The organism is Microcystis sp. M53603_WE2 (genome assembly GCF_030065435.1).
Genome location: NZ_JASJFF010001319.1, coordinates 1 through 14,885 on the forward strand (window position 1 = coordinate 1; position 14,885 = coordinate 14,885).

The window sequence follows — 14,885 nt, forward strand, 5'->3', positions numbered from 1 at the left end:
CCTAATTTTCAGGGAAAAAATCCCTAAATTTTCCCCCCAATCACTCCAATGGTAGGCACTTTTTCAGGGAAAAAAAGTCTAAAAGCCTTATCCAACAAGGTTTTTAGATTTATTCAGCAAACCCTAAATAAAAGATCTGCGATTCCAAGACATACGGAAATTAGGGATATTCTCGCTAATAAAATATGCAAAGATATCGGAATACCACTAATAAAATAAATCGTTCATCAGTCTTGATGTCAAATATCAGGATCTGGCAAAAACAGATAAAGATTTCGAGCAGATTCGGGGAGATGAGCGGTTTCAATCATTGCTAAGTTAAGTAAATAACAAAAGAGATGACTATCTATGTCGAAAGCAATCCCATCATCACAGTTAGGCGATAATAACTCTTAATTTCCAACTTTCTATCCTAATCAGGAGACCGATTGCTATGACACTGGCAAACACCCACCTAAAAATCGAAAATCTCGCTCATTATATCATAAAAATCACAAAAAATACTTAATTTAATAAGACAACTAAATAATTGTTTAATCGGTAATTCTTGAGGAAATCTAAAATCAGAACCCAACCGGCAAAAAGAGTGAGAGAATAAAAACATAGTTCAGAGAGTAGAGGCTGTCAAGACAAGCTTTCCAGTCGTAAAATCCATAATTCTTGCTGGGTGAGGGCCGATAACTAACTTTCAAAAAAGCAGAATTAAATTTAGTAGAAAAAAATCGCAACAATCTGTCAATCCACTGAAAAAAGAGAGAAAACTTATGTTTTGTGAACAATGCGAACAAACCGCTAGTGGTAATGGTTGTCATCAGTGGGGAGCCTGTGGAAAAAGTCCCGAAGTCAACGCCGTTCAAGACTTATTAGTTTATTGTCTGCGGGGATTAGCATCGGTGGTTTTAAAAGCCAAAGAAGCGGCGATATCTACTCGCGAAGCCGATATTTTTACCTGCGAGTCGCTTTTCGCCACCATGACCAATGTGAACTTCGATCAAAGACGTTTTACCGATTATATTCAGCGTTGTTTAGAGATTCGGGAAAATTTAAAAGCACAATTGGGATCGGTGGACTGGTCTGCACTTGCTAACTATCAGCCTAATTTTAATGAGAGCCTAGTCAGTCAAGGTCAAGAAGTATCCTTAGAACTAATTGAAAAAGTACAGGATCTCGATATTTTTTCCCTAAAGTTAACCGCTATCTACGGAGTTAAAGGTCTTGCTTCCTATACTTTCCACGCTCAGGAATTAGGTCAAGAGGATGACTCAGTTTATCAGGTTATCCAAGAGACTTTAGCGGCAATTGATCGCAGTGATTTAAACCTGAATGATTGGGTGGCAATCTGTCTAAAAGTTGGGGCAGCAAACCTGCGGGCCATGGAATTATTAGATCAAGGTCATACCGAAACCTACGGTCATCCCATACCGACAAATGTTCCCTTAAATCCGCGTCTAGGTAAAGCCATTTTAGTCTCCGGCCATGATATTAAACAATTAGCGGCTTTACTGGCACAAACTGCCAATACTGGGATAACAGTCTATACCCACGGAGAATTATTACCCGCCCACGGTTATCCAAAACTCAAAGAAAAATATCCCCATCTCTACGGTCATTATGGCACCGCCTGGCAAAATCAAACTAAAGAATTTGCTAAGTTTCCGGGGGCAATAGTTTTAACTACTAATTGTCTCATGCCTCCCCACGAAAACTATGAAAGTAAACTCTTTACCCTCGGACCTGTGGGTTATGCCCATATTAACCGCTTAGAAACAGTGGACGGTGCGATCGATTTTAGTCCCGTGATTGCTAAAGCGCAGTCATTGCCCGGATTTACTGAAATAAGCGAACCTCGGCAGGTAATGGTAGGATTTGCCCACAATACCGTTCTCAGTGTCGCTGATACGGTGGTTGATGCCCTTAAACAGGGTAAAATCCGTCACTTCTTCCTAGTTGGGGGCTGCGATGGGGCAAAACCCGATCGCAATTACTACACCGAATTCGTGGAACAAGTTCCCGAAGATTGCATCGTTTTAACCCTTGCCTGTGGAAAATTCCGCTTTTTCGACAAACAATTAGGTACTATCGAAGGATTACCCCGGCTGATGGACGTGGGACAATGTAACGATGCCTATAGTGCCATCAAAATCGCCCTAGGATTAGCCAACGCTTTTAACGTTAGCGTCAATGAGATTCCCCTCTCCCTAATTATCTCTTGGTACGAACAAAAAGCGATCGCTGTACTGCTCACCCTGCTGCATCTAGGTATGCAAAATATCCGTCTGGGACCAACTTTACCGGCATTTATCTCCCCCAACGTCCTCAAATTCCTCGCCGATACCTATCACCTGCAGCCGATTACTACCCCCGCAAAAGACTTAGCCGATTGTCTAGGTTAAAACTTTCTGTAAAAATCCCACCCTAGGCCACAAACTGTGGCCTATGGGAAGGAGAGGGATATTATCCTCAAGGAGAATAATTTTTATGTCCGTAATCACTTTAAGCATTGATGGTAAAGATGTAGCGATCGAAGCGGGTTCGCGAGTTCTGGCGGCAGCTAGTCAGGTAGGAATAAAAATTCCCGCCCTCTGTCATCTCGATGGGGTTTCCGAAGTGGCCGCCTGTCGCTTATGTTTGGTAGAAATTGAAGGTATTAATAAATTATTACCCGCCTGTGTAACGGAGGTGGCGGAAGGAATGGTGGTTCATACCGATACCCCAAAACTGAAAGAATATCGCCGCATGACGGTGGAATTATTATTCGCTGAAGGCAATCACGTTTGTGCGGTTTGTGTGGCTAATGGTAACTGTGAATTGCAAGATTTAGCCATCGAAGTGGGTATGGATCATAGTCGTTTTCCCTACCGTTTTCCCAAGCGAGAAGTAGATATTTCCCATCCTCTTTTCGGTATTGATCATAATCGTTGTGTTCTCTGTACTCGTTGTGTGCGAGTCTGTGATGAAATTGAAGGGGCGCACGTTTGGGATCTGGCTTATCGCGGCGAAAAAGATAAAATTATTGCGGGAATGGATCAGCCTTGGGGCAGCGTTTCTGCCTGTACTTCCTGCGGCAAATGTGTTGCCGCTTGTCCAACCGGGGCGATATTCCGCAAGGGTTCCGCCGTTTCTGAAAAAGAGGAAGATCGCTCGAAGTTGGAATTTTTAGTTAATGCTAGGACTCAACACCAATGGACGCGTTAAAGTAATCAATGGAGGGTGATAGTGATCGATGGGCGCATTTAGATATCTACGAGCAGAAACTAACCGCCAAGGTAAGGGAGGAATATGATCAGATTATGGATAATAATCAAGATATCCTAGAGATTGCTGCCCAATACGAAATATCGGAGATCGATATCCGACGCGCCAAGGATTATGCTTTTGGATCGGGAGTGTCTCGATATCAATTTTTTCCCGAAGGTTTAATGGTAGCAGCTTGGCGAAGACTCGCTGGCGCTCAAGGGAATAATCTTGATCGGATGTTTCTCAATCATGAAATCTACGAATCTGACTTAGTGATTAATCGAGGCTTTTCGCAGCAACAAGCGCATTTACTGGCACAAAAACAATATCCTTGGTCTGATTCAATTCAGCAAACAAGATAATTATGACCACATCACCCGAATCGCAATTTCTACAAGCCCTAGAAATGTGTCAGTCTCTCTCCAATTTGACGGCGCAATTTTCTAGTATTCCTTGTCGGATAATTGAAATTTTGTCTGATATTAGTCAAGAGCCTAGGGTTTTGTATTCGCTCTTAATTAAATATTCTAGAGAAGTGGATTCCGCTTTAGTTGCCCTAGATATTTATGCCAAAAGTGCTGATAATTGGCGAGTAAAAGATCGAGATAAAACCTGTTCTCTTGGTTTTGGAGTAAAAGACCATTGCACGATTTTAAGCTGTTTGCTCAATTTCAGTAAACGTCCTTTTTCTTTTATTTCCTATACGGGAAATTTTGCATCGGAGGCGATTATTTTTGAGCTACTTAAAGACTGGAAAAATCTAGATTTAGCTCCTTTCTTTGAGGAAAAAATGCAAGAGTTTATCCGGGAGGCAAAAATAGCTTAAAAGAGTATTTCTTTTCATTTGATCCTTTTGACCAAATTGCAACTCAGCCAACAATACCAACCAAGAAATTAAAATTATGAGTAAAATTCGCTTCGCTACTGTCTGGTTAGCCGGTTGTTCGGGATGCCATATGTCCTTCCTCGATTTGGATGAATGGCTGTTAGAATTAGCCGAAAAAGTTGACGTGGTGTATAGTCCCGTCGGCTGCGATCTGAAAACCTATCCCGAAAATGTCGATGTCTGTTTAGTGGAAGGAGCGATCGCTAATCAGGATAATTTAGAACTAATTCATCTAGTCCGCCAAAATACCAAAACCGTCGTTTCTTTTGGTGATTGCGCCGTGACTGCTAACGTTCCCGCTATGCGGAATATGTTAGGAACTGCCGATCCCGTGCTAAAAAGGGCTTATTTAGAGTTAGGAGATAACACCCCTCAACTACCAGAAGAACCCGGTATCGTTCCCGAATTATTAGATCAAGTGCTGCCCGTCCATCAAGTCATTCCCATCGATATTTTTATGCCGGGTTGTCCCCCCGATGCGGACAGAATTCGCGAGACACTGATCCCGATTTTAAAAGGGGAATTACCCGTGATGGCAGGACGAGAAATGATTAAATTTGGTTAATTGAATCAGTTATCAGTCGTCAGTTATCAGTTATCAGTTATCAGTTATCAGTTATAAGATTTGAGTTTTAAGTTTTGAGTGAGCAGTATGTATTAAGTGAGCCTCATCAAATGGCAGTTTGCTACTGTCTTTTCACTGATTACTGTTTACTGATTATACTAAATCCGCTGAGTATAGGCTACATATCAGGAGAGGCACTCCTGCAAGTGGAGTGACTCTTAAATTATTACAGATGTGTCAGCGGCTGCGTGTAAGCATCCCACCGAAAAACTAATGCGCGGGGGGTTTGGGGGCGGCGCCACGCCCCCAACGGGGGGTTTGGGGGGTAGAACCCCCCAAAAGCTTGGATTGAGTGATAAAATCGGAAGTAATAGTAAATCCGTTGAGTATGGGCTATGCAAAACGGAGAATAAATAATCAGTTTTTAATAACTGGATTTAGTATTACTGTTTACTGATCACTGAACATCTAAATCAAGTTAAAATATCCGCTCCCAACATCCGTTGATATTTAGCTTCTAAGGCTTGTTTCAAATTGGGCAAAGTGATTAAATGGGGATCATCTAACATAATTTTTTCGGCGGCATCTCTTGCCAAAACTAACACCTCTTGATCCTCGACTAAACTAGCGAGGGCAAAATCTGGTAAACCCGATTGTCGTTGTCCTAAAACTTCCCCCGGACCGCGAAATCGCATATCCATTTCCGAGATAAAAAAGCCGTCTTGGGATTGTTCCAAAACCGTCAATCTTTGACGGGAATTAGCACTATTACTGCCACTTAAAAGTAAACAATAGGATTGATGGGAACCTCTGCCAACGCGCCCCCGTAATTGATGCAATTGTGAAAGGCCAAAACGTTCGGCATTTTCAATTAACATCACCGTGGCATTGGGAACATCCACCCCCACTTCGATAACCGTAGTTGAGACAATAATTTGCAGAATATTATCGCGAAAAGCTGTTAAGATTTCCTCTTTTTCGGCGGAACTCATGCGACCATGGAGTAAACCGATATTAAAATTGGGAAAAATCTTTTCTGATAAATTTTGATATTCTTCCACCGCAGCCCTAACATCTAATTTTTCCGATTCTTCAATCAAGGGAAAAATCACATAAGCTTGTCTGCCTTGGGCAATTTCACGCCGAATTAAATCATAGGCAGCCCTTCTTTGATTCCCATTTAAAGCGCTGGTTTGAATCGGTTGTCTGCCGGGGGGTAATTCGTCAATTTGACTCACATCCAAATCCCCATGCAGGGTTAAAGCTAAAGTACGGGGAATCGGTGTTGCTGTCATGGTTAAAACGTGGGGAGACTCTCCTTTGCTTAATAATCTTGCCCTTTGTTGTACCCCAAAGCGATGCTGTTCATCAATAACAACTAAACCTAATTTGCGGAAATTAACTGCATCTTGAATTAGGGCATGAGTTCCCACTAAAAGTGGTAATTCTCCTGTCTCTAATTGGGCGTGAATTTCTCGCCGTTTAGCAGTTTTTGTGGAACCAGTTAATAATTCTACGGGTAAATGTAAGAGATTAAACCAGCTAACTAACTTACGATAATGTTGTTCTGCTAAAACTTCCGTGGGAGCCATTAATGCCGCTTGATAACCGGATTGTAGGGCTGCTAAAATAGCATAAACTCCGACAATTGTTTTGCCAGAACCCACATCCCCCTGCACAAGACGATTCATCGGGGTGCTAGAATCTAAATCCTCTAAAATTTCCTCAATAACTCGTTTTTGAGCATTGGTTAATTGAAAGGGAATTATCTGATTAAATCGATCAATTAGTTGACCCTTAGCACTAAAAACAGCACTTTTTTGTGTCTGACGATACTGTTGCCGCCGCCGCAGAAAACCCAATTGTAAAAAGAAGAATTCATCAAAGACTAATCGCCGTCGCGCTTGACTTAGAATCTCGGCATTATTAGGGAAATGAATGTTAGTAATTGCCGTTTTTAAATCGATTAATCCGTATTGTTTTCTTAGACCGAAAGGCAAGGGATCTTTTATCGCCTCTACTGCCCCAAAAGCGGCGACTACAGCCTTTCTAATTAGGTCGGCGGGTACTCCATCGGTGAGGGGATAAACCGGCAGAATACGCCCGATTTTTAAGGACTCAATACTTGCCCCAGAACTGTCTAATAATTCAAATTCAGGATTTTCTAAAGTTAACCCATATTTACCCGCTTTGACTAAACCACTAACCGCCACCACCGAACCCACCAGATAGAGTTTTTTTTGTCCTTCTTGCCAAGCACGATTAGTATAGCGAGTTCCCGCATAAAAACGGTTTAATTTTATCTGTCCAGTGCGATCCTGTAAGAGCAATTCAAAGATAGCTAACTTGGTATTTTTGGGGCTAGTAAAACAATTACAGCGCTTGACATTCCCTACTAAAGTTACCGTTTCCCCCTCGGTTAAATTGGCGATATTGACTTGACGACTGTAATCAATATGATCCCGGGGATAATAATATAATAAATCTTCAACTTTGTGGAGGTTTAATTTTTCTAAAAGACCAGCTTTTCTCTCTCCCACTTCCGCTAGATATTTCAAGGGTTGTTCGAGGGTAACTTGCCGTGGAGAAATAGCCTTTGCCGTGATGGGAGTGGTATTAATAATTTTCGCCACAGCTGGTTCTTTTGGGGTGGGGGTTGCTTCTAAAGTTTGCCGTAATTGTTGTAAAAAATTGCGAGTTTCGGTGACTAATTGTTGTCTTTGTCTGGGATTAAACTGGGAATATTGGGCAAATTTTTGGGCTAATTCTCGCCAGCGATTTCTCTCACTGGTGGAAATTCCCACGGGAGGATTATCCCCGAAACTAAGACAGAAAAACTCGCTAAAACGGTACTGATTTCCCTGAAGATCGGGATAACCTTTTTCCGCTTCTACAGATAAGGCTTTTTGTAATCTCACCCAGTCGGGTATTTCCCCTTTCATAATTGCCTCTTGATTCCAAATTTCCCAGTATTATGCTTCCCTGATACCCCTGTTTGATCATAACTGATTAATCGTACCAACTACTGCGCCATGCCGCTTCCGCTTGAGCGATAGTATATTCTTTGCGAATACGATGATATTGTTCCCCTAGACGATTTAATTGTTCCCAAAGGGAGCGAATTTGATTTCTTTCCACACTTAAGCGCGTATCAGCAAATTCCAGTTCAGCCATTCGTAGATGAATCGCCGTTACTTTAGTGACTTTGCCACTTGAAAAATCATGCTCATCCCCATCATCTTCATCTTCATCTTCATCTTCATCTTCATCTTTTTCCTCCTCTGGTTCAGGGTTTTTAGCTTCTACTAAAATGTTTAACATATTATTTCCTCCACCTAGGGATTGTCCCTCTTCTCCCGCTTGAATTGCCATATCGATAATTTGACTGGGTAGATGAGGGGGAAGAATATAAGCTTTTTGTAGTTGCTGATTAATTTGTTTGGAGAGATGATTGAGAATCTCGATACAGTTTTTTTCCAGCACTCGACAACAATAAAGTAAAATATCGGGGTTATTAATCTCTCCAGTTGCGGCTAGATTTTCTGGTTTGTTTAGAAAAAGTTTCAAGAAATCTGGGGTATTTTTCGTCTCTGCTGGACTTTTAGAGAATCCTACCCCTGAAAATGCCCCTCGATCGAAGCTCTGCTCGCCCAATTGCTGTAAACTGGCTTTAGCCTCTTGTCCTAGAGCTTTGATCTCCTCTTGTAGTTTCTGACGATTGCTGTGGGAGAGAGCCAGAAATTCCCCCCCATAGTAGCGGGTACAGATATGATACACTGCCCCGATCGCCTGTTTATAGAGAGATTCACCGAGTAAATCAAGATAAATTCGGTATTTTTCCCGCATTCTTTCGGCTAAATTTGCCACTTCCGTTTCTATGTTCCTTAAATCTTGTTGTAGCTTGTTCAGTCTTCCAGTCATAGAAATTTTACCGAGGGAGAAGTTAGCGATCGGCGAATTCTATTATAGCGACTCACTGTCAGCTATAGCGCCCTGACCAGGGGGAGATGTTTAGACTCGATCGGTTGTCAGTTATTTTAGCTATTAAGTAAGTAGTTATAATTAAATTGAAGATAGATTTTGCCTCTGATCCCCCCTGCCCCCCTTGATAAGGGGGGTGCCGATAGGCGGGGGGATCCCCCCTTAATCCCCCCTTAATAAGGGGGGTGTCTGACAACTTTTAACACCTACCTACTTAGCTTTTCCCGGATCGGCTTTTAGCATTTGTTTTGGCGAAGATAACTGCTATAATCAGGCTAATTAGTAGGAAAACTCTCTATCTCTATATTTTTGCATAGTTTACACCACAAGTCCGGGCATGAAAACCGACAGTATTTTTTATGATCTTTTTCAATCTTATCCGTCAATTTTCTTTGAATTAATCAACCTTTCCCCCGGAGAAGCCGAGAATTACCGCTTTGATTCCGTCGAAATCAAGCAACTAGCTTTTCGTATTGATGGCGTATTTTTGCCCAATATTACCGATCCTAGCATTCCTATTTATTTCTGCGAGGTGCAATTTCAAGATGATCAGAATTTTTATGGCCGTTTCTTTGCTGAAATCTTCTTATATCTTAGTAAAACTGCTTTTAACAATGATTGGCGCGGGGTGGTCATTTATCCCCATCGTCGGGTAGAATCAGATAAGATTTTACGTTATCAAGACTTATTGACATCTGGGAGAGTGACGCGAATCTATTTAGATGAACTAGATGATATTAATCAAGATTCCCTCGGTATTGCCACCATAAAATTAATTATTGCTAAAGAAAATCAAGCCGTGGCAACAGCCAAACAACTTATTGAACGAGTGCGAACTGAATTTACCCAACCGCAAAACCTCCTACAATTAATAGAAACGATCCTTATCTATAAATTACCACGTCTAAGTCGCCGGGAGATAGAAGCCATGTTTAGTTTAGATGAACTGAAACAAACCCGTTATTTTCAAGACGTTCGAGAAGAAGGTAAACTGGAAGGTAAACTGGAAGGTAAACTGGAAGGTAAACTGGAAGGTAAACTGGAAGGTAAACTGGAAGGTAAACTGGAATCTGTGCCGCGTTTATTGGCTTTAGGTTTAACGGTAGAACAAATTGCTCAAGCCTTGGACTTAACTGTAGAAAAAGTGCGAGAAATACCAGAAACCCATTAATATAATCTAGCAGTAAGCTATGACAGTGTTTTTCATCAAGATAAAGTGTAACCTAATTTGCTATCGGCCACCGACTACCCAAAACGAAAACTTACTACCTCACCTATGACTAGCACTCCTTCAGCTTCTTTAAAATTAAAAAAAACAAAAATTACCGACACAAATATCACTCTCTCCCATGGCAGCGGTGGCAGAGCAATGCGGGATTTAATTAACGAGATATTCGTTAGTAACTTCGATAATAACTTACTGGCACCCCTTGAAGATCAAGCCCGATTTGAGATTAAAGATTTGGCTAAAATAGGCGAGCGCTTGGCATTTACAACCGATTCCTATGTGGTTTCTCCTCTATTCTTTCCGGGGGGTGATATTGGCAGTTTAGCAGTCAATGGAACCGTTAATGATTTGGCTGTCGGTGGGGCAATTCCTCTCTATCTCAGTTGTAGTTTTATCCTCGAAGAAGGTTTATCTATTGACATCCTAAAAACCATCGTTACCAGCATGAAAATAGCCGCCGAAAAAGCAGCGGTAAAAATCGTCACCGGGGATACAAAAGTCGTTCTCAAGGGACAAGGGGATCAAATATTTATTAACACCTCTGGAGTCGGAGTAATTCCGGCCGGAATCAATTCCGGGGCGAATAATTTACAAGTTGGCGATCGCATTTTGATTAACGGTTTTCTGGGGGATCACGGTGCCGCCATTCTGATTGCTAGGGGCGAATTAGACCTACAATGCACAATCGAAAGCGATTGTCAAGCCCTGAATTCTTTAATTTCTGCAATTCTGGCCGTTTGCCCGCAAGTTAAAGCGATGCGGGATGCCACTAGAGGCGGATTAGCCACGGTTTTAAACGAATTTGCCCAAAGTTCAGGGGTGGGAATACAGGTGCAGGAAACGGCGATCCCCATCCGGGAAGAAGTGCGAGGAATGTGCGAATTATTGGGCTTAGAACCGCTTTATCTGGCAAATGAGGGCAAATTAGTCCTTGTCGTGCCTCTGGAGGCGGAAAATCGCGTTTTAGCAGTGATGCGTTCCCATCCTGACGGTAAAAATGCCGCTTCTATCGGGGAAGTCGTCGCTTCTCCCCCCAATTTAGTTTACTTAAAAACCCCTTTCGGCACTAACAGAATTCTCGATATGTTAGTCGGTGAACAATTACCGAGAATATGTTAATTAGGGTTTGCTGAAAAAGTTTGTTGTTAGGGTTAGAAGTCAGGAGTCAGGAGTCAGGAGTCAGTAGTCAGGAGTCAGGAGTCAGGAGCCGGTCGTCAGGAGTCAGGAGAATTAAAAATGAATAATAATCAATTAAATGGTCTATTTACAGATTTTAGGCAATTTAATCCTTATTTTTGCTGTTTTGAACCCTCAAATAGTTGGGGTTTTGGGGTTTTAGTTGAAATTTCCTTGATAACTGATAACTGATAACTGATAACTGATAACTGATAACTGATAACTGATAACTGAAAATGCACGAACTAGGAATTACCCAAAATATTATTGAACTTGCTTTAGAACACTCGCGAGGAATGAAAGTTAAGCGCGTGGTGTTAGAGATTGGTAAACTAACGGCAATTATGCCAGAATCGATCGCTTTTTGTTTTGATACCTGTTGTCAAGGTACTAATATAGAGGGGGCAATGTTAGAGATTCTGGAAATTTCCGGTTTAGGACAGTGCCAAGATTGCGGAAATGAGCTAGAACTAGAATATCCCTACGGAATCTGCGATCGATGTGGTAGTCGCAATATAGTCATTTTACAGGGTCAAGAATTAAATCTCAAATCGTTGGAGACAGAATCCTTATGTGTGTAACCTGTGGTTGTTCTGATAACTCGGAAGTAACATTAACTAATCCGCAAACGGGAACCCATGAACATATTTTAGCCGATGGTACTGTTATTAGTCATAGCCATCAAGCTCACGCTCACGCTCACGAGCATGAGCATCCCCATCATCCTGCGGAAATTCACGCTCAAATTCATGGTAATATTCTCCAAGTTGAGCAAAACCTGCTGGCAAAAAATAATCTATTAGCGGCACAAAATCGCGGTTGGTTGAAGGGGAGAAAAACTGTTGCTCTTAATCTGGTTTCTTCCCCCGGTTCGGGAAAAACTACCCTGTTAACTCGCACAATTGCCGATTTAAAAACCGCTATTCCTATCAGTGTCATTGAGGGAGATCAAGCAACAGCTAATGATGCCCAAAAAATTAGTGAAACCGGTTGTCAGGTTATCCAAATTAACACCGGAACAGGTTGTCATTTAGAAGCATCAATGGTAGAGAGAGGATTAATCGAACTCGATCCACCGATGAATTCTTTAGTCATGATCGAAAATGTTGGTAATCTAGTTTGTCCTGCTTTATTTGATTTGGGAGAAAATGCAAAAGTCGTCATTCTTTCCGTCACCGAAGGAGAAGATAAACCGATTAAATATCCCTATATGTTCCACGCTTCTCAAGTCATGATCTTGACAAAAATAGACCTACTGCCCTACGTTAATTTTAACCTCGATCGCTGTTTAGATTACGCCTATCAAGTTAATCCCAATCTGAAAGTTTTTCAAGTTTCCGCTACCACTGGAGAAGGTTTAGATGCTTGGTACAGTTGGTTAAAATCACTGGTTTAAGTTAAGCAGTAACACACCCAAAAAGTTCAGTCTAACCGAAAGAAAAATGACTCTAGCACTTAATCAAAATATTTATAATCAACTGTTGACTAAATTTCAACCCAAGATTATTGAAAATGAGGAATAATATGAGCAAGCGCGTCATCTTCTCCTTAATCTAATTAGTAAACAGGATCGACTACCAGAAGAAACCGCGATGGTTAAATTAATGGCGACAATTATTAAGGATTTTGATGCCAAACAACCTCAACCCGAACCAGCTTCACCGCAGGAAGTATTATTACACTTAATGTCAGCTAACAACATGAAACAAGCTGATTTAGTTGGTAAAATTGGTTCTAAGGGTGTGGTTTCTGAGATTGTTAATGGCAAGCGATCGATTAGTAAAGCTCAAGGGAAAATTTTAGGAGAGATTTTCAATGTTTCCCCCAGTGTATTCATGTAATTCTCTATTAGTTTTTAATGAAAACAGCCGTCATTGTTCCCCCGATTAAATGTCAAGGTATCAAAACTAAACTGGTATCATCAATCAAAAGTTTAGCGGATCAGCAAAACTGTGAGCGCTGGATAGAACCCTTGTGTGGTTCGGGGGTGGTAGCTTTTAATTTACAACCCAAAAAGACCTTATACTAAATCTAGTTATTAAAAACTGATTATTTATTTCCCCATTTTGCCTCTTGCCTATTGCCTTTTGCCTCTCCTAACCAAGAAGTTAATTTTGTTCTAGTGCTTAATCATATTCTTTTGCCGCTTGTACTAAAGATAAAAGTTGTCCGGTTTGATCGGTTCCCGATACTCCTAAATCACTGTGACAGAGGATAACTTTTTCGCTTACCCTTGCTAATAAATCCCTTAAAATTCTCTGTAAACGTGCCTGATTTTCCTCTAATTCTGCTTCCGTTGTCCAGCGTTGATAGGGACTTTCTCGCCAAAAAATCGGCGCAGCAAAAAGAGTGGAAGCACCTCCTTGTTCCCAGAGTGGGGAGGAACAATCTAGCCAAAAATGCCAACGATGACTAGAACGAAAAGAACGATATTGAAAGATATTGCCTAGGGTAACTGCCGGGGAAGATTTAATAAATTGTCGCACAGGATAGGGATTAGCAGTGATTGTGCCACGACGCAAAAGTTGCATAAACTGACTAATAGTTTCGCTGGGACTTTGAAAAGAGGGTTCACTCTCACGCAAACGGCGATCAATCTCCCAAAAATGTTGGGCAGTTTCCATTAATTCTCGCAAAGCTGCCAAGTGATCGAAGGGCAAATTTTCCCCATCGTTTAATAATTGTTCGATCGCTTGATTTAAGACAAAAATCGGGAAAAGTTTCGCTTCTTGCTGCCGTTTTTTCATCCCTTCGATCCAGTGACAAATTCTTTCGTAGGCAGTACAAGCTTTTTGTCCTAAGCGATCCCAACGGGGAAAAGTTTCGATCGCTAATAAACGGGGATTTTCCAGATCCACTTGATAACAATGATCGGCAATTAATCCGGCGCGGATTGGATCGATATCGGGAATTAAATTTTGTTCTTCATCCCAGCGATAACGGCTAAAAATCACCAGCATTTCCGCTATAGCCTCTTGGGGGGCTAAACGCCCCAAATTTTCATAAACAAGGGCGAGAAGGGTCAATAATGCCCGAATCAGAGGACAACTGATCAGGGGTCGTTGTTCGTTGAGGGGTTGAACGGCTATCCCGGCACCGGTTAAAATTTCCATCAGGCTATAACGGGCGATTTCGTCTAAACCAGGAGCAATAACGGCGATTTCTTCGGGTTTTACTGCTCCTTGCTTGACTGCTTGAATAATAGCTGTGGCTGTCTTCCGTAACAATTCAGCGCGAGAGGTGGTTTGCAGGGAGATGAATTGATCGGGAAGATTGCCAAGATAGTTACCGTCGCTGATTAAGGAGAGAACCGTCTCGCTAAACTGAGCAGCTAACCCGTCAGTGGTAGATAATGACATAATTTGACAGCGTGCCGCTAATTTTTGTAGATAATCGGGATCGGCAGTTAATCCTAAGCGAATTTTTCCCTGGGGATTGTAGGTAAAAACGCTAAAATAATCATGATCGAGGAAAAAACTGAGTAAATCCTTGGCAATAGCCGGATAATCGTCCACATCGTCCGCAAAAACTCCCCGGAAGCGTTTTAATAGTTGCTGCTGATAACGACTATCAGGAAATAAATAGCGCCAATAGAGTTCGTAGATGATACCATAACTTAATAAACCACGTTCTAGAGACCAATCACGCCATTGAATGATTAATTCTCCCACTTTTTCTGGTGTTTCCTGCTCATTAATCGCTAAAACTCGTTTTAGATCTGTTTCTGATAATCCGTCGGCTAATCTTTCGGGTATCTTTTCTGCGGGAACACCACTAGCGCCGGCTAATTGTAACAAATCGAGAACTTGACG

General features: G+C 41.6%; 14 protein-coding genes and 1 pseudogene. 12 read left to right on the forward strand and 3 right to left on the reverse strand.

Annotated elements, in window-relative coordinates; all coding sequences use genetic code 11:
- The first annotated feature begins 226 nt into the window (after positions 1 to 226).
- The 6 genes from PX481_RS30270 (at position 227) to PX481_RS27655 (ending at position 4,688) form a co-directional block, all read left to right on the forward strand.
- Positions 227 to 322 carry a TPR end-of-group domain-containing protein gene (locus tag PX481_RS30270; protein WP_394296123.1) on the forward strand — a complete coding sequence of 32 codons (96 nt, stop codon included), beginning with the start codon at positions 227 to 229 and terminating at the stop codon, positions 320 to 322.
- Between the two features lie 442 nt (positions 323 to 764).
- A complete protein-coding gene (gene hcp / locus PX481_RS27635) occupies positions 765 to 2,393 on the forward strand; it encodes a hydroxylamine reductase (RefSeq protein WP_288097141.1) in 1,629 nt (542 codons plus the stop codon).
- 85 nt (positions 2,394 to 2,478) lie between these two features.
- Entirely contained in the window at positions 2,479 to 3,195 is a 717-nt protein-coding gene (hoxU, locus tag PX481_RS27640; RefSeq protein ID WP_002760545.1) for a bidirectional hydrogenase complex protein HoxU, read from the forward strand.
- Between the two features lie 8 nt (positions 3,196 to 3,203).
- Positions 3,204 to 3,599 (forward strand): hypothetical protein, encoded by a 396-nt coding sequence (locus PX481_RS27645; RefSeq protein ID WP_002760544.1) that lies wholly within the window; start codon positions 3,204 to 3,206, stop codon positions 3,597 to 3,599.
- A 2-nt stretch (positions 3,600 to 3,601) separates the two neighbouring features.
- On the forward strand, positions 3,602 to 4,063 hold the full coding sequence (locus PX481_RS27650; RefSeq protein WP_002760543.1) for a hypothetical protein: 462 nt from the start codon (positions 3,602 to 3,604) through the stop codon (positions 4,061 to 4,063).
- A 76-nt stretch (positions 4,064 to 4,139) separates the two neighbouring features.
- A complete protein-coding gene (locus tag PX481_RS27655) occupies positions 4,140 to 4,688 on the forward strand; it encodes an NADH-quinone oxidoreductase subunit B family protein (protein ID WP_002740992.1) in 549 nt (182 codons plus the stop codon).
- 473 nt (positions 4,689 to 5,161) lie between these two features.
- Here the strand turns inward: PX481_RS27655 and recG are convergent, their stop codons facing one another.
- Entirely contained in the window at positions 5,162 to 7,630 is a 2,469-nt protein-coding gene (gene recG, locus PX481_RS27660; RefSeq protein ID WP_002760542.1) for an ATP-dependent DNA helicase RecG, read from the reverse strand.
- Between the two features lie 67 nt (positions 7,631 to 7,697).
- Entirely contained in the window at positions 7,698 to 8,609 is a 912-nt protein-coding gene (locus PX481_RS27665) for a hypothetical protein (RefSeq protein ID WP_002760541.1), read from the reverse strand.
- 397 nt (positions 8,610 to 9,006) lie between these two features.
- Between PX481_RS27665 and PX481_RS27670 the strand changes: the two genes are divergently transcribed.
- From PX481_RS27670 to PX481_RS27695, 6 genes and pseudogenes are all read left to right on the forward strand, one after another.
- Positions 9,007 to 9,840: an Rpn family recombination-promoting nuclease/putative transposase gene (locus PX481_RS27670; protein WP_002760540.1), complete on the forward strand. Its 834-nt coding sequence runs from the start codon at positions 9,007 to 9,009 to the stop codon at positions 9,838 to 9,840.
- Between the two features lie 105 nt (positions 9,841 to 9,945).
- Positions 9,946 to 11,016 (forward strand): hydrogenase expression/formation protein HypE, encoded by a 1,071-nt coding sequence (gene hypE, locus PX481_RS27675; RefSeq protein WP_288097146.1) that lies wholly within the window; start codon positions 9,946 to 9,948, stop codon positions 11,014 to 11,016.
- 293 nt (positions 11,017 to 11,309) lie between these two features.
- A complete protein-coding gene (locus tag PX481_RS27680) occupies positions 11,310 to 11,654 on the forward strand; it encodes a hydrogenase maturation nickel metallochaperone HypA/HybF (protein WP_002760536.1) in 345 nt (114 codons plus the stop codon).
- Positions 11,645 to 12,469, forward strand: coding sequence for a hydrogenase nickel incorporation protein HypB (hypB, locus tag PX481_RS27685; protein WP_288058150.1), 825 nt, complete (start codon positions 11,645 to 11,647; stop codon positions 12,467 to 12,469). The genes PX481_RS27680 and hypB overlap by 10 nt, the downstream gene beginning before the upstream one ends.
- Positions 12,470 to 12,515: 46 nt before the next feature.
- Positions 12,516 to 12,914, forward strand: a pseudogene (locus PX481_RS29945) (helix-turn-helix domain-containing protein).
- 17 nt (positions 12,915 to 12,931) lie between these two features.
- Positions 12,932 to 13,102 carry a DNA adenine methylase gene (locus PX481_RS27695; RefSeq protein WP_002760529.1) on the forward strand — a complete coding sequence of 57 codons (171 nt, stop codon included), beginning with the start codon at positions 12,932 to 12,934 and terminating at the stop codon, positions 13,100 to 13,102.
- 97 nt (positions 13,103 to 13,199) lie between these two features.
- Here the strand turns inward: PX481_RS27695 and PX481_RS27700 are convergent.
- Positions 13,200 to 14,885, reverse strand: a 1,686-nt coding sequence (locus PX481_RS27700) for a PD-(D/E)XK nuclease family protein (protein ID WP_288097150.1), incomplete at its 5' end; no start/stop codon positions are given.

Excerpts from the sequence above, each read along its gene's own strand:
- hoxU (WP_002760545.1), top strand. The coding sequence starts at position 2,479 with ATGTCCGTAATCACTTTAAGCATTGATGGTAAAGATGTAGCGATCGAA.
- PX481_RS27645 (WP_002760544.1), top strand. The coding sequence starts at position 3,204 with ATGGAGGGTGATAGTGATCGATGGGCGCATTTAGATATCTACGAGCAG.
- hypB (WP_288058150.1), top strand. The coding sequence starts at position 11,645 with ATGTGTGTAACCTGTGGTTGTTCTGATAACTCGGAAGTAACATTAACT.
- PX481_RS27670 (WP_002760540.1), top strand. The coding sequence starts at position 9,007 with ATGAAAACCGACAGTATTTTTTATGATCTTTTTCAATCTTATCCGTCA.
- PX481_RS27695 (WP_002760529.1), top strand. The coding sequence starts at position 12,932 with ATGAAAACAGCCGTCATTGTTCCCCCGATTAAATGTCAAGGTATCAAA.
- recG (WP_002760542.1), bottom strand. The coding sequence starts at position 7,630 with ATGAAAGGGGAAATACCCGACTGGGTGAGATTACAAAAAGCCTTATCT.
- hypE (WP_288097146.1), top strand. The coding sequence starts at position 9,946 with ATGACTAGCACTCCTTCAGCTTCTTTAAAATTAAAAAAAACAAAAATT.
- PX481_RS27665 (WP_002760541.1), bottom strand. The coding sequence starts at position 8,609 with ATGACTGGAAGACTGAACAAGCTACAACAAGATTTAAGGAACATAGAA.
- PX481_RS27655 (WP_002740992.1), top strand. The coding sequence starts at position 4,140 with ATGAGTAAAATTCGCTTCGCTACTGTCTGGTTAGCCGGTTGTTCGGGA.
- PX481_RS27650 (WP_002760543.1), top strand. The coding sequence starts at position 3,602 with ATGACCACATCACCCGAATCGCAATTTCTACAAGCCCTAGAAATGTGT.
- PX481_RS27680 (WP_002760536.1), top strand. The coding sequence starts at position 11,310 with ATGCACGAACTAGGAATTACCCAAAATATTATTGAACTTGCTTTAGAA.
- hcp (WP_288097141.1), top strand. The coding sequence starts at position 765 with ATGTTTTGTGAACAATGCGAACAAACCGCTAGTGGTAATGGTTGTCAT.